Origin of the sequence: Frankia tisae, assembly GCF_025403405.1 — a bacterium.
GTDB classification, from domain to species: Bacteria; Actinomycetota; Actinomycetes; order Frankiales; family Frankiaceae; genus Frankia; species Frankia tisai.
On the sequence record NZ_JANEZT010000038.1, the window covers coordinates 1 to 21,098 of the forward strand.

Here is a 21,098-nt window from a genome sequence, read left to right on the forward strand (position 1 = left end):
CGCTAGGGTGGGCCGTCCGGAGTCACCGCGGTGGGGGATGGGTATGAAGATCGTCTTCTTGTGCGAGCAGTACCCGCCGATCATTTGGGATGGGGCGGGTGTCTACACGCACGACATCGCTCACGCGCTGGTCGCGCTCGGCCATCAGGTCCATATCCTCTGCGCCCAGGGGCGTCGCCGAACCGACGAGGATCATGACGGGGTCCAGGTGCATCGGCGCCCGTTGCTCCGGTTGCCTGTCGGTAGATATTTCGGGCCGCTGGGGCGGTTGTTCCAGGGGAAGAACCATCCACGCGATTCGCTCTCCCTGCGAATGGTTCTTGCCGTGTCCTACGCTTTCTGGCTGCGTCGTCTCGGGCTGCACCCCGATGTCATCGAGACCCAGGACGGAGAGACCCGCGGTCTGCGCACCGCGCTGCGGCGCGACGTTCCCCTCGTGATCCACCTGCATACGCCGACGATGATGGACGTCCGCCTGCGCGAGGGCAAACTGCACGGCCGGGGCGCGCTGGCCGACCAGATCGATCGGTTCTCCGCGCTGCGCGCCGACGCGCGGACGGCGCCGTCCGAGCTGATCGTCACCACCCTGCGCGACTTCGGCTGGCTGAAGACGAACACCGACGCCGACGTCATCCCCTACCCGTTCGACCGGTCCTCGTACGCCGCCGTGCCGCCGCCGCGGCAGACCGGTCCCACGCTGCTCGTCGTCGGCCGGCTCGAATGGCGCAAGGGCCTCGACGTGCTGCTCGAAGCCGCCGCGCTGCTCGGCAAGCGCGGCGTCAAGCCGACGGTGGTCTTCGCGGGCCAGTCATCCGGCCTCATCGACGGCGTCCCCACCGGCACCTGGCTGAAAGGCCGCGCCGCCGAGCTCGGCGTCACCTGCCGCTTCGCGGGCCATCTCACCCGGCCCGAGCTCGTCAGGGCATACGAGGACGCGCGGGCCGTCGTCGTCCCGAGCCGGTTCGAGAGCTTCTCCATCGCCGGCCTGGAGGGAATGGCCTCAGGCCGGCCCGTCGTCGCGACCGAGACCACGGGCGTCGCGACCTGGGTGGCGAAGTGGGAGGGCGGCACGGTAGTCCCGCCGCAGGACGCCACCGCGCTCGCCGATGCGCTGGAGCCCTACCTCACCGACGTGGAACTCGCCGTCGCCGTGGGCGCCCGGGGCCGGGCCGGCACCGCCGAGCTGGAGCCGAAGCGGATCGCCGCCCTGCGTGTCGAGGTCTACCAGAAGGCCATCGACCGGCACCGGACGCGCCGCGGCCGCGGCCGCGGCAAGCGGGTGGCCGGCCCTCGCTGACCGGCGGGTGACGCGGCGACGGCCCCTAGGCTGGCGGACATGAGTGCTCTGGCGGGCGTCGCCCTGGAACACCCGGTCATGAACGCGGCCGGCACGTGCAAGTCGGTGGAGGATGTCGACGCCTTCGCTCGGTCCGCGGTCGCGGCGATCGTCGTCGGTTCGATCACCCGCCAGCCGCGGGCCGGCAACGCGGGCAACGTCTACTGGCCCGGGCGGTCCTACTCGATCAACGCACTCGGGCTGCCCAACCGCGGCCTGGACTACTACGGCGCGCACCTGTCCCGGATGGTCGATCGGGCGCATGAGGCGGGCAAGCCGCTGATCGTCAGCGTCGCCGGGTTCGACGTCGGGGAGTACGCCGAGATCGCCGAGGTCGTCGCGGGAACCGGTGTCGACCTCATCGAGCTCAACCTGGCCTGCCCGAACGTCTGGGACGGCGGCGCCCAGAAGCGCATCGCCTGCTTCGACCCCGACCAGACCGCGGCGGTCTGCACCGCGGTCGGGGACGCACTGCTGGCGCGGGCCGCGGGCGACCCGGGCCGCCGCGTCCCGTACGGCGTCAAGCTTTCGCCGTTCTCCGACCCGGCGGCGCTCGCCGAGCTCGCCGCGGTGCTCGCCGAACTCGCCGGCCGGCCCGTCGGCCCGCGGTTCGTCACCGCGGTGAACACCTTCCCCAACGCCTTCGTCGTCGACGCCGACAACCGTCCCGTCGTCGACGTGGAGCTGGCCGGGATGAGCGGACCCGCGCTCAAGCCGGTCGGTCTCGGCCAGGTGCGCCAGCTCCGCCAGCTACTGCTGGACAGCGTCGATGTCGTCGGGGTCGGCGGCGTCGGTGAGGGACGGGACGTCGCCGAGTACCTGCGGGCCGGGGCGGTGGCCGTGCAGGCGGCGACGGCGTTCTGGAACCGTGGCGAGGACCCGTCGGTGTTCGGGTCGATCCTCGCCGGCTGGATCGACCAGGTGGATCCAGCCGCTCCCTGAACCAGGCGGTGGGCCGGGCCCAGCCGCGGTGGGGGCCGGGCTCAGCCGCCGGCGGCCAGGCTTCTCGGCGCGTCGTCGGTGTCGGCGTGGGCGTCGGCTCGCTCGGCGGCGAGCTCGGTATCGCCGGCCGGGACCAGGGAGATCCGCCGATCCGGCGGGGGGAACGTCAGCCGGAAGGTGAACGCGGTCGCGGTCGGGCCGTGCGTGCGCAGGTGCCTGACCCGTTCCTCGGCCTCCGGTGTGCCGGGACGGTGCCCGGTGGGCACCCACCACAGGGCGTTGGTGGCCCGGTCGGTCGGATGGAACCACTCCCGCCGACGCCGCAGGAACGCGCCCTGACCATGGCGGAAGACGAAGTCGGCGAGCGCGTCCGCCGATTCCCACACCGTCAGGTTCACGATGACGGTGAGGTCGGCCTCCGCATCGAGCCGGAAGGTGTGCACGGCCGCGGCGCCCTGCTCGGGCTGCAGGCGCCAGACGAAGCCGGGCTGCCCGTCGCCGAGGTCGCTCACCGGCGCGAGGCCGGCCAGGATGTCATCCGGCGCGGGGGAGTCGAGTGGGGTGAGTACTCGGGCGATGTTGACCTGGGCCAGATGGTAACCCGTCATGAAGATAGCCTAGGGATGTCGTCCCGCATCCGCCAGGAATGACGCGCATCACCGTTCGATGGAGACAGGCGTGCCGATGGGGAGGATTCCCGCCAGCCTTTCGATGTCTTCGTTGCGAAGCCGGATGCAGCCGTGGCTGGCGTCCGTCCCGACCAGGTCGGGGCGGTTCGTGCCGTGCAGCCCGATGATGCCGTTGGCGCCGTTGAACTGGGTAATCACGTCCGAGAAGCCCGACAGGCCGAAGGCGTACGGTCCCCACGGCCCGTTCGGATCCGCGGGTCGCAGCAGTTCGGTGAGGTAGAACTCGCCGAACGGCGTGGGGGTACCGCCGGTTCCGATGCCCACCGGGAGGCGGGCGAGGACCGCGCCGTCCCGTAGCACGGTGAGCCGATGCGCAGACCGGTCGACTCGCAGGTCATACGGGGTTTCGGTGACCTGGGTGTCCTCGGCCCGCAGCCATCCCCGCGACCCGTTGGGCCGCACGGGCAACTGGACCCGCAGCCAGTGGGCTCGGCGTTCCTCAACCGCGAAAACCAGCGGCACGCCCTCCCGGTTGGGGTTGGCGAGCCGGCCCTGCGGAGCCCCGGTGTCCGGGGTTGCGAACCAGGTGATCTCGGGCACCACGGCCTGGGCTACGAGGTGCCGACCCTTCGTGGGGCCGGTGGGGCCGGCGCCGGCCGGTGGGTGCGTCGCGCGGGTCGGCGCTGCGGGGGTGACGGCAGGTCGCGCCGGTGTGGTCCGACCACCTGAACAGGCGCCGACCAGGCAGGTCGCGGCCAGCAGCGCCGTGGCCAGGAGCAGGAGGCCGGCGACGCGGCAGCGAGGCGGCCGGCGAAGGCCCGGCGCCGGCGGGCGGCTTGTGTCGGTGCTGCGCATCCAGACCCCCTCGGCTATCCGGCGCTTACTTTACGTAGTCAGTGGGGTGGGTGCACCTGCACGGGCCGAGATGCCTCGCACCGGCCGCCGACCGTCGTCGATGAGACCGGGGCAGGCCGGCCGATCCCCGGCGGATCGCCGCGTCGCCCCCGGCTCGCGCATCGCCGGACGCGGCGGTGCGCCGCGCGGTCGACCCATGGAAATGGTTTCCGGTCATTCTCCGGGTATCTGAGGAGAGCGTGCGAGAACGCGGTATGAAACGTGAACAAAACCCAGGGTGAGCGACAGGATTTGCGGTCCACGACAGGCCGGATACGCTTTCTAGCGACCTTGGTTCGTTGCTTTTCCGAAACCGTAGGGGAGAACTGTGCGGAGATCAATGAGGGCCCGGGCGGCAGCGGTCGCGCTGTCGAGCATGGCGACCATTTTCGTCGCGCTGGGACCAGCGGCTTCGAGCGCCTGGGCGTCCGACGGCGGGGACACGGTCAAGCAGGCCCAGAACTGGGGTGGCGACGACTGGCGTAAGGACGACAAGCGCAAGGACGATTGGGGCAAGGATAACTGGCGTAAGGACGACTGGGGCAAGGACAACTGGCGTAAGGACGACAAGCGCAAGGACGACTGGTTCGGCGACGACTGGTTCGGCGACAAGCGCAAGGACAGGTGGAAGGACGATGGCTGGAACTGGTGACTGAGCCGTTGCTCCGGTCGGCAGGTCACCCCACTGTGCTGACGGTGGGCTGACCGCACCCTGGTGATCTGCCGGCGATGGTGCCGGTCGTCAGCGTCGACGGCCGGCACCATCGCGACGGCGTCCGGGGTGCGCCCTCGGCCTGGGCTCGCGGCATTGGCAAAGTGCCCGTGAACCCGGGCGGAGTGGCTCGGGATTCGAGCGGAGTCGTCTGCCGCCGGGCGCGACGGCCGCTACCGAGACGGCACTAGCTAAACGAGCGCGTCCTCTTTCGGTTATGGAACCGTACGTAAGCCTTGGCGCGATCTGGCTGCAAGCTGGCCCGGAACCGGGCTGGCAGACGGGTGGCCGTGCGGCGCCAGCTGGCCTGGTCAACCCCGGTCTTTCACGCTGGCGATCGCCTGTTGGGGCGTGGGGAATAGGAAAGAGCTCCGGAGCTGGGATGATCAGGCTTACTGGGGGTCTGATCCTTTCCAGTCCAAAGAGCATCCTCATGGTGTCGCCGCGACCGCACCACCTGCCTTGCGCCCGGCTCGCCGCCCAGGCGGTCACGCACTGCGCGCTCTACCCGCTCCCGGACAGGCCCCTGGGACATCGACCTCCACCCGGCCGACCAGGACAGACGACCACCCGTGGGGTGGACCGGGCGGCCCACCCCGTTCATCCCTGTGGAAGAGACAGGCGCCGCCGCTTCCGGTCACGCGACATGCCGGCGGGCATGCCATCTGGGCATGTCGACGCGCGCGGGCCGACCCGGTCGCGACGCCGACTCCGGCCGGAGATGTCGGCATAGTCCGGCGTCGGTCTGATGGGGGGTGCGTGCAGACCGGACCCGTACGCGGGCGCCCGTGTGCGGGTGATTTTCCAGGCCCGCCGCAGCGGGCCTGGGCCGACGATGGCCACCGGACCGCGGCGGCATCGAGGGCCGCCGGGCTGGGCGGATAGAGAGCGGGTGACCGGGATCGAACCGGCATGGCCAGCTTGGAAGGCTGGGGCTCTGCCATTGAGCTACACCCGCGGGTGATCGAGGCGAGCTTACCCCGTAGGATGAGCAGGCAACGCCTCGGGGCGTAGCGTAGTGGCTAGCGCGCCTGCTTTGGGTGCAGGAGATCGGGAGTTCGAGTCTCCCCGCCCCGACCGATAGCCTCGGCGTGTCACCCCGTCCAACGTCGTACCAGGAGACCGCCGCGCCGTGAAGGCCACCAAGGAGACCCTCAGCCCGACCCGGGTCAAGCTCACCGTCGAGGTGCCCTTCGACGAGCTCAAGCCCTCGCTCGATGCCACCTACCGCAAGCTCGCCCGCCAGGTCCGCGTCTCCGGCTTCCGGCCGGGCAAGGTCCCGCCGCGGATCCTCGACCAGCGCCTCGGCCGCGGCGTGATCCTGGACGAGGCGGTCCAGGAGGCGCTGCCGCAGCTCTACTCCGAGGCTGTGCAGGCCGAAGAGGTCGACGTGCTGTCGCGCCCCGAGGTGGACATCACCGAGTTCGCCGACGGCGGCCAGCTCGTGTTCACCGCCGAGGTGGACGTCCGTCCCGATGTGGTGCTGCCGGAGTTCTCCGATCTGCAGGTCACGGTGGACGCCGTCGAGGTCACCGACGAGCAGGTCGAGGAGCAGCTCGGCGCGCTGCGGGATCGGTTCGCGCAGCTCCAGCCGGTCGAGCGGGCGGTGCAGACGGGCGACTTCGTCTCGCTCGACCTGTCCGCGCAGGCCGACGGCAAGCCGATCGAGGGCGCCGAGGCCACCGGGCTGTCCTACGAGGTCGGCAGCGGCAACCTCATCGAGGGCCTGGACGAGGCGATCGTCGGGGCCGCCGACGGCGAGTCCCGCACGTTCACCACGGCGCTGTTGGCCGGCGAGCAGGCCGGTGAGCAGGCCGAGGTGACCGCGACGGTGCGCGGGGTCAAGGAGAAGGAGCTCCCCGCCCTCGACGACGACTTCGCCACCACGGCCAGCGAGTTCGACACGCTGGACGAGCTGCGCGTCGACGTGCGCAGCCGGCTGGAGCAGTCGCGGCGTACCGAGCAGGTCGGGCAGGCCCGGGAGAAGCTGCTGGAGGGCCTGTTGGAGCGGGTCGAGGTGCCCGTCCCGGCCTCCCTGCTCGAGGGCGAGATCGAGGCCCGGGAGCACCGGCTGTCCCACGAGCTGGAGAACATCGGCACCGACCGGGCGACCTACCTGGAGACGCTTGGCCAGTCCGCCGAGGAGTTCGACGCCGAGGTCCGCGAGACGGCGGGCAAGGCGATCCGCTCCCAGTTCATCCTGGACGCGGTCATCGACGCCGAGTCGATCGGCATCGACCAGGGTGAGCTCATGGAGCAGGTGATCATGCGGGCCCAGCGTTCGGGTCTGCAGCCCGACGTCTACGCCCAGCAGCTCGCCCAGGGCGAGGGGCTGCAGGCGCTGATGGCCGACGTTCTGCGAAGCAAGGCGCTGTTCCTGCTGCTGGAGAACGCCAAGGTCGTCGATGGGGAGGGCACCCCGGTGGAACTGGTGCTCCCGGCCCGCCCGGCTCCGGACGACGACGAGGCCGACGACGACCACGCCGGTCACGATCACGCCGGTCACGATCACGCAGGCGACGCCGAGGACGAGGCCGCGGCGGAGCCGGCCCAGGCGGCGACCGCGACGAGCGAAGGCGTGGACCGCGACATCTGACCCCGCGACACATCTGACCCCGCGCGACATCTGACCTCGCGGCAGGCGGTGGCGCGGCTCGCGCCGCGCGGTCTGTCGGCCCGCCAGACGGCCCCCGGACTCGGTCCGGGGGCCGTCTGGCGTTGCGGCGCGCCGTCGCCGGGGGCTGGCGGAGCGGCGTCGCGAGGGCGTCCGGACTGGCCGGTCCTCACGCCCAGCGCGAACATCGAGCCTGAAGGGCGAGAACTTGCGCGTGTCACAGATAGTGTCGAGCCGGTCAATCAGCCGCCCCATGTGAGGAAGCCGAGGAGCTGACCGTGAGTAACCTCGCAGTTCCGCGCCTGCCAGTTCCGGGTCCAGAGCTCCGTTCGCCCGGCCAGGGTGGGCCCGCCTTCGACGACCAGGTGTTCAACCGCCTGCTGGCCAACCGGATCGTCTTCCTCGGATCGGTGGTCGAGGATTCGATCGCCAACGCGCTGTGCGCGCAGCTGCTGCTGCTCAACGCGGAGGACCCGACCCGGGACATCTTCCTTTACATCAACTCGCCGGGTGGGTCCGTGAGCGCCGGCATGGCGATCTACGACACCATGCAGTTCGTCGAGAACGATGTCGCGACCGTGTCGCTCGGCCTCGCCGCGTCGATGGGTCAGTTCCTGCTCTGCGCCGGAGCGCCGGGCAAGCGCTACTCGTTGCCGCACGCCCGGATCATGATGCACCAGCCGTCGGGCGGGATCGGGGGCACCGCCTCCGACATCGCCATCCAGGCGGAGCAGATGCTCTATACCAAGCGGATGATGCAGGAGCGCATTGCGTTCCACACCGGGCAGCCGATCGAGCAGATCGAGCGCGACTCCGACCGGGACCGGTGGTTCACCGCCGACGAGGCCAAGGACTACGGGTTCGTCGATCACGTGGTCCAGCAGGCCCGCCAGGTTCCCAGCGAGGGGCCGGTGAGCTGAGCGGGCAGCCCGCTCACCGGACCGAACCGTCGTCATCCGTTTCCGGAGGCAGCCATCATGTTCCATGAGACGCTCTACCAGCAGATGAGGTCTGAGCAGGGCCGCCAGGCCGCCGCCCAGCCGCAGGGTCGCTACGTTCTACCGAACATCATCGAGAAGACCTCCCGCGGCGAGTACGGCATGGACCCGTACTCGAAGCTGCTCAAGGAGCGGATCGTCTTCCTCGGCGTTCAGATCGACGACGTGTCGGCGAACGACGTGATGGCGCAGCTGCTGTTCCTGGAGTCGGAGGATCCGGACCGGGACATCTCGATCTACATCAACTCGCCGGGTGGGTCGTTCACGTCGCTGACGGCGATCTACGACACGATGCAGTTCGTGCGGCCGGACATCTCGACGATCTGTATGGGTCAGGCGGCGTCGGCGGCGGCGGTGCTGCTGGCGGCGGGGACCCCGGGCAAGCGGTTCGCCCTGGAGAACAGCCGGATCCTGATCCACCAGCCGTCGGCGTCGGGGGAGGGCCAGTCCAGCGACATCGAGATCCAGGCCCGCGAGATCCTGCGGATGCGGTCGTTGCTGGAGCGGATGCTTGCCACCCACACCGGCAAGAAGGAGGAGGACATCCGCAAGGACATCGAGCGGGACAAGATCTTCAGCGCCGACGAGGCCAAGGAGTACGGCCTGATCGACGAGGTCATCAAGACCCGCAAGTCCTCGCGGCTCGCCACCACACGCTAGCGACGAGTCGCGGGCGCGTGACCGGATCGCCAGCGTTCATCGGATGCCCGGAGCACGGCGGGGCACCGGTCGGGCGGCACGCGCACCCCGCGGCCGACGCCTCGCGTGGCACGACGCCACGCGAGGCCGGCCCGTGGCACGGGGTGGTCGGCGGCCGGTTCGCGCGACGCGCCGACAGGTCGAATGCGGTCAGCTCCTCGATGTCCGTGACGCGTTGGCCTTATGGGACCGTGCGGACGCGCGAGGACGGCCATGGTGACCGTAGGCTGACTGGTATGAGCCAAGCGATAGGGCACTCACTGGGCCGCTTGGCGGGGTACCGTCCCCACGGGGATGGTTGCAGGCAGACACGCGACGACCGGGCGGTGTCAACCGCCCCTGACACGCAGGCGACACCATCGTCTGGACGAAGGGACTGAGTCCTCGGTGGCACGCATCGGTGATGGCGGTGACCTGCTCAAGTGCTCGTTCTGCGGTAAGTCGCAGAAGCAGGTGAAAAAGCTCATCGCCGGCCCTGGCGTCTACATCTGTGACGAGTGCATCGATCTGTGTAACGAGATCATCGAGGAGGAGCTCTCCGAGTCCTCCGAGCTGAAGTGGGACGAGCTCCCCAAGCCGCGGGAGATCTACGAGTTCCTCGACAGCTACGTGGTGGGGCAGGAGGCGGCGAAGAAGACGCTCTCCGTCGCGGTCTACAACCACTACAAGCGGGTGCAGGCCGGCGGTTCGGGCGGGGGCGGCGCCGAGGCGAACAAGGGCGAGGTGGAGCTCGCGAAGAGCAACATCCTGCTGCTCGGCCCGACCGGGTGCGGCAAGACGCTGCTGGCCCAGACGCTGGCCCGGATGCTCAACGTCCCGTTTGCCATCGCCGACGCGACCGCGCTGACCGAGGCGGGCTACGTCGGCGAGGACGTCGAGAACATTCTGCTCAAGCTGATCCAGGCTGCCGACTATGACGTCAAAAAGGCCGAGACCGGGATTATCTATATCGACGAGGTCGACAAGATCGCCCGTAAGTCGGAGAATCCCAGCATCACTCGAGATGTGTCCGGTGAGGGCGTCCAGCAGGCCCTGCTGAAGATCCTGGAAGGCACCACCGCCAGTGTGCCGCCGCAGGGCGGTCGCAAGCACCCGCACCAGGAGTTCATCCAGATCGACACGACGAACGTCCTGTTCATCGTGGGTGGGGCCTTCGCCGGGCTGGACCGGATCATCGAGTCGCGGATCGGCAAGAAGTCGCTGGGTTTCCGCGCTGTGCTGCACGGCAAGGACGACCCGGACGCCTCCGACGTCTTCGGTGACATCATGCCCGAGGACCTGCTCAAATACGGCATGATTCCGGAGTTCATCGGCCGGCTGCCGGTCATCACCAGCGTGTCCAACCTGGACCGCGAGGCGCTGATCCGGATCCTGACCGAGCCGAAGAACGCCCTGGTCCGGCAGTACAAGCGGCTGTTCGAACTGGACAGCGTTGATCTCGACTTCACCTCCGACGCGCTGGAGGCGATCGCCGACCAGGCGATCCTGCGCGGCACCGGTGCCCGCGGCCTGCGGGCGATCATGGAAGAGGTGCTGCTGTCGGTGATGTACGACATCCCGAGCCGTAAGGACGTCGCCCGGGTCGTCGTCACCCGCGAGGTCGTCCTGGAGCACGTCAACCCCACGCTGGTGCCCCGGGACGTCGCCTCGAAGCGGGCGCCCCGCCAGGAGAAGTCGGCCTGAGGCCGCAGCCGGGCCGGGGCGGGGCGGGGCGAGAGTTCCCGCGCCGCCCCGCCCCGGCTCCGGATCGGCGGGCGACTACGCGCCCAGCGCCCGCCGCGCCTCGGTGAGGTGGTAGAAGGACCCGGTCACCAGAATCGCGCCGGTCGTGCCCGCCCGCCGCCGGGCGAGTCGCACCGCGGCCGTGACCCCGGGAGCGCTCTCGGCGGGGATCGCCCATCGCCGCGCCGCCTCGGTGACCTGCTCGGCCGGGATCGCTCGCGGAGACGCCGGCTCGCAGCAGATCAGCGAGCCGATCCTCTCGCCGCGCAGCTCCGCCAGAGTGGCGGCGAAGTCATGGCCGCGCAGCGCCCCGTAGACGACCGTCCAGCTCCGGCCGGGGAACTCCTCGGCGAGCGAACGGGTCAGGGCCGCCGCCGCCGCCGGATTGTGGGCACCGTCGAGCACGCGCAGCGGCGCCGTCCCGACGATCTCCAACCGGCCAGGTGCCCGCACCGAACCGAGCCCGGCCCGGACCACCTCCTCGGGCAGCGGGCGGCCGAGGAACGCCTCCACCGCCGCCAGCGCGCAGGCGGCGTTGGCCTCCTGGTAGGCGCCGTGCAGAGACAGCCCGACGTCGTCGTAGCGGGCGGCGGGGGTGCGCAGGTCGCCGCGGCGACCGGCCGGGTCGGGGCGGCCGCCGGCCATGGCGAAGTCCCGGCCCAGCCGCAGGACCCGGGCCGCCGGCGTCCGGGTGAAGACGTTGTCGAAGCGGGCGTCGACCTCGCCGAGTACGAGGTCGGCGCCGGGCTTGACGATGCCGGCCTTCTCTCGGGCCACCCCGGCCAGGCTCCCCGCGTAGTCCAGATGGTCGGCGCCGATGCCCGTGACGACGGCGACCCGGCCGTCGGCGATGTTCGTGGCGTCCCAGCGGCCGAGCAGTCCGACCTCGACCACCGCGGCGTCGACGACCCGGTCGGCGAACCAGTGGAACGCCGCGGCCGTCAACAGCTCGAAGAAGGTCGGCCGCTCCGCCATCGGCGCGGCCGCGTCCACCGCCGCGCCGACGCAGCGGGCGAACTCGCCGTCGTCGATCGGCCGGCCGTCGATGACCAGCCGCTCGTTCGTCCGCTCCAGGTGCGGGCTGGTGTACTGGCCGACCCGCAGCCCCGCGGCGCCGAGCAGGGCCGAGGTGATCCGCGCCGTCGATGTCTTTCCGTTCGTACCGGTCAGATGGATCACCGCGGCGCCGTGCTGCGGGTCGCCAAGCCGGTGGGCCAGCTCCCGCATCCGCTCCAGACTCGGCACCGGCGGGTCGGCCGTGATCGCCTGCTTCTCCAGGTCCACCGAGCTGGCCAGCGCGGCGCATGCCGCCTCGTAGGTCCACGTCACCTGCTGTTGCCGCCTCCTTCGCCCGCGCTTGACAGTAGCGACCCGCGCAAACCGGATCCCTCGGCCGGACGGCCAGGCGGCCGACGATGGCCAGGAGGCCAGGAGGCCAGGAGGCCAGGAGGCCAGGCGGCCAGGCGGCCAGGCGGGCGGGGCTGGCGCGGGCACCGGCGAACGCCGGTCGTCCGGACTCGTAGGATCGTGCCGTGACAGGCGCCTCGGCGAAGGCCGGCACGACCTCCGCGTTCGGCGATGCCGCGGGTCCTCCGCGGTTCGCGGCCGCGTACGCGCAGCGGGCCGCTGTTGCGGTCCTCCCAGGGCTGGCGCGGCTGCGCCGCCTGTTGGATCTGCTCGGCCAGCCGCAGCGGGCCTTCCCCAGCATCGTGGTGGCGGGTTCCGTCGGGAAGAGCTCCACCGTCGCCGCCATCACCGCGCTGCTTGACGCGTTCGGGATCCGTGCGGGCTCCCTGCGGTCGCCCGGCTGGCTCGGCAGCGCCCAGCGGGTGGGGCTGGCCGGCGCGGAGATCTCGCCGGAAGTGTTCGGTGCCGCCTATGACGACCTCGCGCCGTACCTGCCGCTGATCGAGTCCGACGGGCCGCTGAGCGCCTTCGAGCTGCTCACCGCGGTGGCCTTCGCCGCGTTCGCGGACGCCCCGGTCGATCTGGCGGTCGTCGAGTCGGGCTGGGACGGCTCCTCGGAGCTCGGTGACCTGGCCGACCTGCTCGACGCGCCGGTGGCCGCGATCACCCCGGTGATCGTCGCCGGGGCGGGCGGCGCCGCCGAGGTGAGCTTGTTCGACCCGGCCGACGCCGCCGTGCTCGCGGGGGACCCCGGCGCGGCCGAGGCGGAGCTCGACCGGATCCTCGCGCGGACCGGCTCTGCCATCCGGGCGGACACGCTCGTCGTGCTCGCCCAGCAGGCCCTGCCGGCCGCGCAGGCCCTGCTGCGGCGGGCCGCCGGCACCGGCGCGACGGTGGCTCGCGAGGGCATGGAGTTCGGCGTGGTCGGGCGCCGCGTCGCCGTCGGCGGGCAGATGATCACGCTGAAGGGTCTCGGCGGTACCTACGACGAACTCTTCCTGCCGCTGCACGGCGCCCATCAGGCGCACGACGCCGCCGTCGCGCTCGCCGCCGTCGAGGCGTTCCTGGGCGGCGGTCGCAGCGCCCTCGACCTCGACGTCGTCCGGACGGGCCTCGCCCAGGTGGATACCCGGGGCCGGCTGGAGGTTGTGCGCCGCTCGCCGACGATCGTGCTCGACGTCGCCCAGGACGCGGTGGCCGCAGCGGCGCTCGTGGCCGCGCTGGAGGAGGCGTTCACCTTCGAGGTGCTCGTCGGCGTGGTCGCCATCGACGGCGACGAGGCGCTCGCCGCCCGGATTCTGGCCGCGCTCGAACCGGTCCTCGGCACGGTGGTCGTCACGACCGGGGCGACGGCGGCGGCGCTGGGCGTCGACGACCTCGCGGCCGTGGCGGCGGGCGTGTTCGGCGCCGACCGGGTCGAGGTCGCCGCCCGGCTCGACGACGCGATCGACGACGCGGTCCGGCTCGCCGAGGAGGACGCCGACCTGGGCGGAGCCGGGGTGCTGGTGACTGGTTCGGCCCCCGTTGTGGGTCGGGCGCGGGCGTTGCTGCGGCCCTGAGGTGGCCCGGTTCGGCCATGGTGATGGCACGGGCACCCTGTAAGTTGACGAGGGGCCCGCGGGCCCGTCGGGACGACGATGTCAATGATCGAAAAGGAGTACCGTGTCCGCCGAGCGCACCCTCATCCTGGTCAAGCCCGATGGCGTCAGCCGTGGCCTCGTCGGTGAGGTGGTCGGCCGGCTGGAGCGCAAGGGGCTCACTCTGGTGGCCCTCGAGCTGCGCACGCTGGAGCGCTCCGTCGCCGAGACGCACTACGGCGAGCACGCCAGCAAGCCCTTCTTCGGTGAGCTGGTCGAGTTCATCACCTCCGGCCCGCTCGTCGCCCTGGTCGCCGAGGGACCGCGGGCCGTCGAGGCGTCGCGTGGGCTGATCGGCGCCACCGACCCGGTGAAGGCCGCCACCGGCTCGCTGCGCGGTGACTACGCGCTGGAGATCGGTCAGAACCTCGTGCACGGCTCGGACTCGCCGGAGTCCGCCAAGCGCGAGATCGACCTGTTCTTCCCCGGCCTGAGCTGAGTCGCGCGGCTCGTGGCGTCCTCGCGGGCTTGCGTCCTCGCGGGAGGACGGTCGGGCACGCGTCCTCGCGGGCACGGAGGGGTGGTCGTGGCGTGGTCCCGGGTGGATCGGACCACACCGTGCGCTCACCGGTTTCGGGTGAGCTCGCGGATGCGTCGAGGCCACTGAAGGCTCTTGTTCGCGGCGCCGCGAACCGGTGTTTGCCGATCGCGGTCGGCTATTTCGTGCCCGGGTCGAGCCCCTCGTCGGCCGTCGTGGTCTCGCTGAAGCCCATTGAGTACCGGGACTGTGACCCATTGATCCCTGCTGGGTCGATCTGACCCAGGGGTGACACGGGCCGCCCCACGACCGGTCGGGGCGGCGGGGCACTGCCCGGCGGTCTACCCTTCAAGTACTTGCCCGGAGCGTGTCCGGCGGGTCGCGGTAACCGACTGTGACGGTTGGTTTCCGCGGTCGTTTCCGCGCGGGACGCTCCGGGTCGTCCTGCCCGATCTACGAACCCTGTACGTGTTCCACGCGCTTCTCCGGCTCCCTGGCTGGCCGTGCCGTCGGCCGTGCCGGAGGCGGCCAGGACCGCATCCCCCGGGAAGGTCGGTACCCGACGATGTCCAGTTCGCTGTCGTTCCTCGGTCGTGACATGGCCGTCGATCTCGGTACCGCCAACACCCTGGTGTACGTGCGGGGCCGCGGGATCGTCCTCAACGAGCCGAGCGTGGTCGCCATCAACACCACCACCTCGGGCATCCTTGCCGTCGGCACGGACGCCAAGCGGATGATCGGCCGGACCCCCGGGAACGTGGTGGCCGTGCGCCCGTTGAAGGACGGCGTCATCGCCGACTTCGAGACGACCGAGCGGATGCTGCGGTACTTCATCCAGAAGGTGCACCGGCGCCGCCACTTCGCCAAGCCGCGGCTGGTCGTCTGCGTGCCGTCGGGGATCACCGGGGTGGAGCAGCGGGCCGTCAAGGACGCCGGCTACCAGGCCGGTGCCCGCAAGGTGTACATCATCGAGGAGCCGATGGCCGCCGCGATCGGGGCCGGCCTGCCGGTGCACGAGCCGACCGGCAACATGGTCGTCGACATCGGCGGCGGGACCACCGAGGTCGCCGTGATCTCGCTGGGAGGCATCGTCACCAGCCAGTCGATCCGCACCGCCGGCGACGAGCTGGACGTTGCGATCATCTCCTACGTGAAGAAGGAGTACTCGCTGATGCTCGGCGAGCGCACCGCCGAGGAGATCAAGATGGCGATCGGCTCGGCGCACAAGGTGCCCGACGAGCCCAGCGCCGAGATCCGCGGGCGCGACCTCGTCACCGGCCTGCCCAAGACGATCGTCGTGACCGCGGAGGAGATCCGCAAGGCGATCGAGGAGCCGGTCAACGCCGTGATCGACGCGGTGAAGGTGACGCTGGACCGCTGCCCGCCGGAGCTGTCCGGCGACATCATGGACCGGGGCATCGTCCTGACCGGCGGCGGTGCGCTGCTGCGCGGGCTCGACGAGCGGCTGCGGCACGAGACCGGCATGCCGATCCACATCGCCGAGAATCCGCTGCACTCGGTGGCGATGGGGTCGGGTAAGTGCGTTGAGGAGTTCGAGGCGCTTCAGCAGGTACTCATCTCGGAGCCGCGGCGGTAGCGGGCCGCGGTCGCAACCCCCGGCGCGCCCGCTCTCGGGCGCCGTCCGGGCCGTCCCCGCTGCTGGGGAATTTCGTGTCAGATCCGGGAACGTCGCGGCGATGTGGATCGTCCGACGTCAGCGACGGACCGCGCTCGGCGGCCGGCTCAGGCCGGCGTCATCGGAGGCTGCTGTGGGGCGTGACACGAGGCGATCCCGCCTGGTGATCATAGCTCTGGTCATCGCCGCTTTCGCCCTGATCACCCTGGACTACAAGACCGGCCGCTCCGCCAGCGGAGCCCGAGGCGTCGTGCACTCGGCCCTTGGCGGCGTCGAGGACGGCGTGAGCGCGGTGACCCGGCCGATCGGCCGGACCGTCTCGTCGTTGGCCCACCCGAACCGCTACCACGACCGCGCGGACCGGCTGGCCCAGGACAACACGGGGCTGCGCCGCCAGCTCGCCGACAACGCCGAGATCGGCCGGATGTCCAAGCAGCTCGGCGACCTGAGACTGCTCGCGGACAAGGGCCAGTACTCCGTCGTCCCGGCCAAGGTGATCGCGGTGGGTGACGCGACCGGCACGGACTGGACCGTCACCATCAATGCCGGCCGGGATGACGGCGTCGACATCGACAAGACCGTCCTCAACGCCGACGGGCTCGTCGGCACGGTCTCCTCGGCCACGGCGCACACCGCCGTCGTCCGCCTTGCCTGCGACCCGAACAGCCGGGTCGGTGCCCGGCTGGAACGCACCCAGCTGCTCGGCGCCGTGGCCGGGGGGCAGGGGCCAAGCACGCTGACCTTCACTCTGTACGACGCCTCCTTCCGGGTGCAGAAGGGTGACCGGCTGGTGACCTTCGGCAGCATGGACTACGTCGCCGGCGTGCCGATCGGCGTCATCACCAAGGTCACCGACGTCGGCGGGCTGTCCCGGACGGCGGAGGTCAAGCCGTACGTGTCGGTCGGCACGCTCGACCTCGTCGGCGTGGTCGTCGGCCGGCCGGCGACCGACCCGGGTGACCGTCTGCTGGCCCCGCAGCCGGTGCCGACCCAGCCGGTGCCAGCCCAGCCGGTGCCGACCTCGCCGGCCGCCCAGACACCCGTACCCGGCACCGGCACGTCTCCCGGCCCGGCCCGCCCCGGCCAGGGTGGGACGGGCTGAGCCGGCATGTGGGACATCGCCGACTCGTCGGACACCGTGCGTGTCCGCACCTTCGTCGTCGCGATCGCGCTGCTGGCGGTCGCTCTCATCGGGCAGGTCTCGATCGTCGCCCGACTGGGCCTTCCCGGCGGCCGGCTGGATCTCGTGCTTGTCCTGCTGGCGACGATCTCCCTGATCGAAGGTCCGCTGGTCGGGGCGGTCAGCGGGTTTGCGGTCGGGGTGTTGGCCGATCTGGCGTCAAGTCACGTTCTCGGGCAGTCTGCTCTCGTTATGTGTCTGGTCGGCTACGCTGTGGGTCTGGTGATGGATGCGGCGGATCGGTCGGTGGTGGTGCCCCTCGCGGCGATCGGGGGGGCCAGCGTGGCGGGCACCCTGGGCTACGCGGCGACGACCTCGATCTTCGGTGCGGCGGCGCTGACCGGCGGTGAGGCCGTCGTCCGCGCCCTGGTCGCCGGGGTCTACGCGGTGCTGCTCACCCCGTTCGTGTTCCCGTTGCTGACCGCCGGCTCCCGGCGGTTGTCCGGCCGCCCCCGGCAGTCGTCCGGCCGTCTCCGGCGGGGCGCGAGATGAACGATCGGATGCGGATCCGCGTCCTGCTGCTGCGTGTGCTGGTGCTGTCGCTGCTCGCGACCCTGGGCGCGCGGCTGTGGGTGCTGCAGGTTCTCGACGGCGACCACTACCGCCGGGTCGCCGAGACGAACCGGGTGCGCGAGGTGGTGACGCCCGCGACCCGCGGGATGATCCTCGACGATCGCGGCCAGCCCCTGGTCCGCAACCGCACCTCGCTGGTCATCTCGGTCAACCGGTCCGCGACGGACCGGCAGGACGACCAGGGCAAGGCGGTGCTCGCCCGGCTCGCCGGTGTGATCGGCACGCCGGCCGACGAGCTGACCCGGCGGATCAGGTTCTGCACCGCCCAGGTGAAGCCGCCGTGCTGGAACGGCTCGCCCTACCAGCCGGTCCCGGTCGCCAAGGACGTCAGCCCCCAGCAGGCGCTCGCCGTCATCGAGCATCCGGACCGCTTTCCGGGTGTGTCGGCGGACCTGCAGGCCGTGCGTGAGTACCCGCACGGCTCCCTGGCCGCGCACGAGCTGGGTTACCTCGCCCCGGTCACCCAGGACCAGCTCGACAAGCAGGGCGACGAGAAGGGCTACCACCTCAACAGCCTGATCGGCGTCGCCGGTCTGGAGAACACCTACGACGACGAGCTGCGCGGCACCGACGGGGTGGAGCGCCTGGAGGTGGACCGCTTCGGCCGGGTCGCCGGCACCGCCTCGACGACCGCGCCGGTCAGCGGCGATCATCTGGTGCTCAACCTCGACCTCGGTGTCCAGCAGGCCACCGAGCAGGCGTTGCAGGACACGATCAACCAGCTCGGTGGCGGTAACCGGACCGCGTCGGCGGTCGTCCTCGACGTGCGCACCGGCGGCGTCGTCGCGATGGCCAGCCTGCCCTCGTACAACCCGTCGGTGTTCGTCGGCGGCGTCTCCGAGCAGGACTACCGGGCCCTGTCGGACCCCGCCAACGGCATTCCCCTGCTCTCGCGGGCCTATCAGGGCTCGGGCGCGGCCGGCTCGACGTTCAAGGTCGTCTCCACCGCCGTCGCGATGCAGAACCTGGGCGCCAAGGGCGACCAGCGCTTCGACTGCGCCCCGACGCTGCAGATCGGCGACCAGGTCTTCCACAACTTCGACGGAGAGTCGGCCGGGCCGATCACCCTGCACCAGGCGCTCGTCATCTCCTGCGACGTCATCTTCGACCAGTTCGCCTACGACTCCTGGCTCGCCGACGGCGGGCTGCGCAACGGCCGCGGGCCCTACTCGCCGCCGAAGGAGTACTTCGTCCGGATGGCCGAGGCCATGGGCTTCGGCAAGGCCACCGGTCTGGACCTGCCCGGGGAGGCCAAGGGGTCCGTCGTCGACCGCGCCGGCGCCAAGGCGATCTGGGAGGACCTGAAGGACTCCTACTGCCGGCGGGCGAAGAACGGCTACCCGGAGGAGTCCGACCCGGTCAAGGCGGAGCGGTTCCGCAAGTACGCCGCCGAGGCGTGCGTGGACGGTTACCTCTACAACGCCGGCGCGGCCACCCAGTTCGCGATCGGCCAGGGCCAGTACCTGTCGCTGAGCCCGCTGCAGCTGGCCACCGCCTACGCCGCGATCGCCAACGGCGGCACGCTGTGGAAGCCCAGCCTGGCCAAGGCCGCGGTCGCCCCGGACGGCCGGGTGGTGCGGACCTTCCAGCCGCGCAAGGCCGGGACGCTGCCGGTCTCCCCGGAGAACCTCGCCTACATCCGCGCCGGCCTGCGCGGCGTCACCAGCGAGGGCGGGGGCACGGCGACCGGCGTCTTCGGGGACTGGCCGAGCAACATCGTCCCGATCGCGGCCAAGACCGGCACCGCCGAGGTCGAGGGCAAGGGCGACACCTCCTGGTTCGCCTCCTTCGCCCCGGCCGACGACCCGCGGTTCGCCGTCGTGGTGACGATCCCGGACTCCGGTACCGGCGCCGAGTACGCCGCCCCGGTCGCCAAGCGGATCTACCAGGCTATCTACGGCGTCGGCCAGCCGGCGGCGATGCCGGACGGCAAGGCCCCGGCCACCCTGCCGAAGATCAACCGGGACGGGACGATCGCGGCGACGCCCGCCGCGGACCCGTTCGCGTCGGTGGGGACCGTCGTGGCGACACCGGCGTCCGTCCCGGGGCCGGGGCCCGTCGCCCAACCGTCGGCCGGCGGTCCGCTCGCAGTGCTGCCCGCGCTGTCGACGACCGCCGACTCCGCCCGCGCCGGCCCCGCCGTGGCGACCGGTGCGACCCGCCCGGCCGCCCGGCACCCACTGCCCGGGAGCGCGGGGAAGCCCGCCGCCGTCGGCGTCCTGGCGTCAGCGCCGAGCCGAGCGCCGCCCGCGGGCCTCGCGCGCCCGTGACCTGCCCCGCCGACCACCCGGCGCGGGGTGCGGTCCCGGGCGCGCGTGGGCGATCGGGCGATCTTTGGGAGGAGGCGTTGTGACCCAGGAGGCGGGACCGACCGCGCTGCGGTCGTCCCCGGTACCCGTGCGGGGGCGGATCGGGCAGCTGCGGGATCGCGCCTCGGGGCGCCATTCGCCGCTACGACGGCTCGACTGGACGCTGCAGCTGTGTGTCATCGGCCTGTCCGTCGTGGGCGCGCTGCTGGTGTGGTCGGCGACCCGCCAGCGTTTCGGCGAGGCCGGAAGTGATCCGCAGACGTTCCTCAAGCGTCATCTGCTGAACCTCGCCATCGGGCTGGTGCTCGGCGCGATCGCGACCCTCGTCGACTACCGGGTGCTGCGCGCCTACGCGCCGTTCGTCTATCTCGGCTCGCTCGTCGGGCTCGTCGCGGTGCTGCTGTTCGGGTCGACGATCAACGGTGCGCACTCGTGGATCGTGCTGCCGGCCGGCTTTCAGCTCCAGCCGTCGGAATTCGCCAAGATGGCGCTGGTCGTCGGCGCGGCGATGATCCTCGGGGAGAAGCACGAGGACCGCCACACCGGGATCCGGCGCAGCGCCCCCGGTCACGGCGACGTGCTGCTCGTCCTCGGGCTGACCGTCGTCCCGATCGCGCTGATCATGCTCCAGCCGGACTTCGGCACGGTGATGGTGCTGGTCTTCACCACCCTCGGCATGCTGGCGGTCAGCGGGGCGCCGCGGCGCTGGGTGCTGGGGCTGATCCTGTGCGGGGTGCTCTTCGGCGGCGCGATCCTGCAGTTCCACCTGCTCCAGCCGTACCAGGAGGCCCGGCTCACCTCGTTCGTCTCCGAGAACAAGGCCTCCTCCGGCACCGGCTACAACGTCGCCCAGGCCATGATCGCGATTGCCAACGGCGGCGTGACCGGCCGCGGTCTGCTGCACGGCCAGCAGACCCAGGGGCAGTTCGTCCCCGAGCAGCAGACCGACTTCGTGTTCAGCGTGGCCGGCGAGGAGCTGGGGTATCTCGGCGCCGGTGGGATCATCGTGCTGCTCGGCGTGGTGCTGTGGCGGGCGCTGTCGATCGGCTTCGGCTCCCAGGACTCCTTCGGCGCGCTCATCGCCACGGGCGTGGTCTGTTGGTTCACCTTCCAGTCGTTCGTCAACATCGGGATGTGTCTGGGGATCATGCCGGTCACCGGTCTGCCGCTGCCGTTCCTGTCCTACGGCGGCTCGTCGATGTTCGCCAACATGATCGGCGTCGGCCTGCTGCAGAACGTCCGCCTACGCGCGCGCTCCGACCCTTACGCTTCGTAGCCGTCGGGGTAGGGAAGGCCCGGCGATCGCGCGGGCCCGTGGTGGGGTTGCCGCCG

General features: G+C 71.3%; 17 protein-coding genes and 2 tRNA genes. 15 read left to right on the plus strand and 4 right to left on the minus strand.

What is annotated here, in order from left to right; genetic code table 11:
- Nucleotides 1-43: 43 nt before the first annotated feature.
- Both NBZ85_RS06100 and NBZ85_RS06105 read left to right on the plus strand, forming a co-directional pair.
- Complete coding sequence (locus tag NBZ85_RS06100; RefSeq protein ID WP_261554737.1) at nucleotides 44-1,297, plus strand: glycosyltransferase family 4 protein; 1,254 nt, start codon at nucleotides 44-46, stop codon at nucleotides 1,295-1,297.
- Between the two features lie 39 nt (nucleotides 1,298-1,336).
- Complete coding sequence (locus tag NBZ85_RS06105; RefSeq protein ID WP_261554738.1) at nucleotides 1,337-2,278, plus strand: beta/alpha barrel domain-containing protein; 942 nt, start codon at nucleotides 1,337-1,339, stop codon at nucleotides 2,276-2,278.
- Nucleotides 2,279-2,319: 41 nt separating this feature from the next.
- Here NBZ85_RS06105 and NBZ85_RS06110 read toward each other — a convergent pair whose 3' ends face one another.
- Nucleotides 2,320-2,886 carry a DUF3291 domain-containing protein gene (locus tag NBZ85_RS06110; protein ID WP_261554739.1) on the minus strand — a complete coding sequence of 189 codons (567 nt, stop codon included), beginning with the start codon at nucleotides 2,884-2,886 and terminating at the stop codon, nucleotides 2,320-2,322.
- A 48-nt stretch (nucleotides 2,887-2,934) separates the two neighbouring features.
- Nucleotides 2,935-3,762 carry a L,D-transpeptidase gene (locus NBZ85_RS06115; RefSeq protein WP_261554740.1) on the minus strand — a complete coding sequence of 276 codons (828 nt, stop codon included), beginning with the start codon at nucleotides 3,760-3,762 and terminating at the stop codon, nucleotides 2,935-2,937.
- 379 nt (nucleotides 3,763-4,141) lie between these two features.
- Between NBZ85_RS06115 and NBZ85_RS06120 the strand changes: the two genes are divergently transcribed.
- Nucleotides 4,142-4,453 carry a hypothetical protein gene (locus NBZ85_RS06120; RefSeq protein WP_261554741.1) on the plus strand — a complete coding sequence of 104 codons (312 nt, stop codon included), beginning with the start codon at nucleotides 4,142-4,144 and terminating at the stop codon, nucleotides 4,451-4,453.
- A gap of 947 nt (nucleotides 4,454-5,400) precedes the next feature.
- On the opposite strand, the gene NBZ85_RS06125 is transcribed toward NBZ85_RS06120, so the two are convergent.
- Nucleotides 5,401-5,471: transfer RNA gene (locus NBZ85_RS06125), tRNA-Gly, on the minus strand.
- 46 nt (nucleotides 5,472-5,517) lie between these two features.
- Between NBZ85_RS06125 and NBZ85_RS06130 the strand changes: the two genes are divergently transcribed.
- From NBZ85_RS06130 to clpX, 5 genes are all read left to right on the plus strand, one after another.
- A tRNA-Pro gene (locus NBZ85_RS06130) sits at nucleotides 5,518-5,590 on the plus strand.
- A gap of 55 nt (nucleotides 5,591-5,645) precedes the next feature.
- Nucleotides 5,646-7,109 (plus strand): trigger factor, encoded by a 1,464-nt coding sequence (gene tig, locus NBZ85_RS06135; RefSeq protein ID WP_261554742.1) that lies wholly within the window; start codon nucleotides 5,646-5,648, stop codon nucleotides 7,107-7,109.
- Nucleotides 7,110-7,405: 296 nt separating this feature from the next.
- Nucleotides 7,406-8,047: an ATP-dependent Clp protease proteolytic subunit gene (locus tag NBZ85_RS06140; protein ID WP_261554743.1), complete on the plus strand. Its 642-nt coding sequence runs from the start codon at nucleotides 7,406-7,408 to the stop codon at nucleotides 8,045-8,047.
- Nucleotides 8,048-8,131: 84 nt separating this feature from the next.
- On the plus strand, nucleotides 8,132-8,785 hold the full coding sequence (locus tag NBZ85_RS06145; protein WP_198287167.1) for an ATP-dependent Clp protease proteolytic subunit: 654 nt from the start codon (nucleotides 8,132-8,134) through the stop codon (nucleotides 8,783-8,785).
- Between the two features lie 426 nt (nucleotides 8,786-9,211).
- Nucleotides 9,212-10,507 carry an ATP-dependent Clp protease ATP-binding subunit ClpX gene (clpX, locus tag NBZ85_RS06150; RefSeq protein WP_261554744.1) on the plus strand — a complete coding sequence of 432 codons (1,296 nt, stop codon included), beginning with the start codon at nucleotides 9,212-9,214 and terminating at the stop codon, nucleotides 10,505-10,507.
- A 75-nt stretch (nucleotides 10,508-10,582) separates the two neighbouring features.
- Here the strand turns inward: clpX and NBZ85_RS06155 are convergent, their stop codons facing one another.
- Entirely contained in the window at nucleotides 10,583-11,875 is a 1,293-nt protein-coding gene (locus NBZ85_RS06155) for a bifunctional folylpolyglutamate synthase/dihydrofolate synthase (protein ID WP_261554745.1), read from the minus strand.
- 203 nt (nucleotides 11,876-12,078) lie between these two features.
- Here NBZ85_RS06155 and NBZ85_RS06160 point away from each other — a divergent pair, with 203 nt between their 5' ends.
- The 7 genes from NBZ85_RS06160 (at nucleotide 12,079) to rodA (ending at nucleotide 21,042) form a co-directional block, all read left to right on the plus strand.
- Entirely contained in the window at nucleotides 12,079-13,512 is a 1,434-nt protein-coding gene (locus NBZ85_RS06160; RefSeq protein ID WP_261554746.1) for a folylpolyglutamate synthase/dihydrofolate synthase family protein, read from the plus strand.
- 103 nt (nucleotides 13,513-13,615) lie between these two features.
- Nucleotides 13,616-14,029 (plus strand): nucleoside-diphosphate kinase, encoded by a 414-nt coding sequence (ndk, locus tag NBZ85_RS06165; protein ID WP_261554747.1) that lies wholly within the window; start codon nucleotides 13,616-13,618, stop codon nucleotides 14,027-14,029.
- Nucleotides 14,030-14,633: 604 nt separating this feature from the next.
- Nucleotides 14,634-15,665 carry a rod shape-determining protein gene (locus NBZ85_RS06170; protein WP_009739818.1) on the plus strand — a complete coding sequence of 344 codons (1,032 nt, stop codon included), beginning with the start codon at nucleotides 14,634-14,636 and terminating at the stop codon, nucleotides 15,663-15,665.
- 172 nt (nucleotides 15,666-15,837) lie between these two features.
- Nucleotides 15,838-16,806, plus strand: a complete 969-nt coding sequence (gene mreC, locus NBZ85_RS06175; RefSeq protein ID WP_261554748.1) for a rod shape-determining protein MreC — start codon at nucleotides 15,838-15,840, stop codon at nucleotides 16,804-16,806.
- Between the two features lie 6 nt (nucleotides 16,807-16,812).
- On the plus strand, nucleotides 16,813-17,376 hold the full coding sequence (gene mreD / locus NBZ85_RS06180; RefSeq protein ID WP_261554749.1) for a rod shape-determining protein MreD: 564 nt from the start codon (nucleotides 16,813-16,815) through the stop codon (nucleotides 17,374-17,376).
- Nucleotides 17,373-19,727, plus strand: a complete 2,355-nt coding sequence (mrdA, locus tag NBZ85_RS06185; protein ID WP_261554750.1) for a penicillin-binding protein 2 — start codon at nucleotides 17,373-17,375, stop codon at nucleotides 19,725-19,727. Before mreD ends, mrdA begins: the two co-directional genes overlap by 4 nt.
- A gap of 79 nt (nucleotides 19,728-19,806) precedes the next feature.
- Complete coding sequence (gene rodA / locus NBZ85_RS06190) at nucleotides 19,807-21,042, plus strand: rod shape-determining protein RodA (RefSeq protein ID WP_261554751.1); 1,236 nt, start codon at nucleotides 19,807-19,809, stop codon at nucleotides 21,040-21,042.
- Nucleotides 21,043-21,098: the final 56 nt, after the last annotated feature.

What these genes read in the sequence shown, in the direction of transcription:
- NBZ85_RS06120 (WP_261554741.1), top strand. Translation starts at nt 4,142, where the DNA reads ATGAGGGCCCGGGCGGCAGCGGTCGCGCTGTCGAGCATGGCGACCATT.
- NBZ85_RS06145 (WP_198287167.1), top strand. Translation starts at nt 8,132, where the DNA reads ATGAGGTCTGAGCAGGGCCGCCAGGCCGCCGCCCAGCCGCAGGGTCGC.
- NBZ85_RS06110 (WP_261554739.1), bottom strand. Translation starts at nt 2,886, where the DNA reads ATGACGGGTTACCATCTGGCCCAGGTCAACATCGCCCGAGTACTCACC.
- mreD (WP_261554749.1), top strand. Translation starts at nt 16,813, where the DNA reads ATGTGGGACATCGCCGACTCGTCGGACACCGTGCGTGTCCGCACCTTC.
- NBZ85_RS06115 (WP_261554740.1), bottom strand. Translation starts at nt 3,762, where the DNA reads ATGCGCAGCACCGACACAAGCCGCCCGCCGGCGCCGGGCCTTCGCCGG.
- NBZ85_RS06170 (WP_009739818.1), top strand. Translation starts at nt 14,634, where the DNA reads ATGTCCAGTTCGCTGTCGTTCCTCGGTCGTGACATGGCCGTCGATCTC.
- mrdA (WP_261554750.1), top strand. Translation starts at nt 17,373, where the DNA reads ATGAACGATCGGATGCGGATCCGCGTCCTGCTGCTGCGTGTGCTGGTG.
- NBZ85_RS06105 (WP_261554738.1), top strand. Translation starts at nt 1,337, where the DNA reads ATGAGTGCTCTGGCGGGCGTCGCCCTGGAACACCCGGTCATGAACGCG.
- NBZ85_RS06100 (WP_261554737.1), top strand. Translation starts at nt 44, where the DNA reads ATGAAGATCGTCTTCTTGTGCGAGCAGTACCCGCCGATCATTTGGGAT.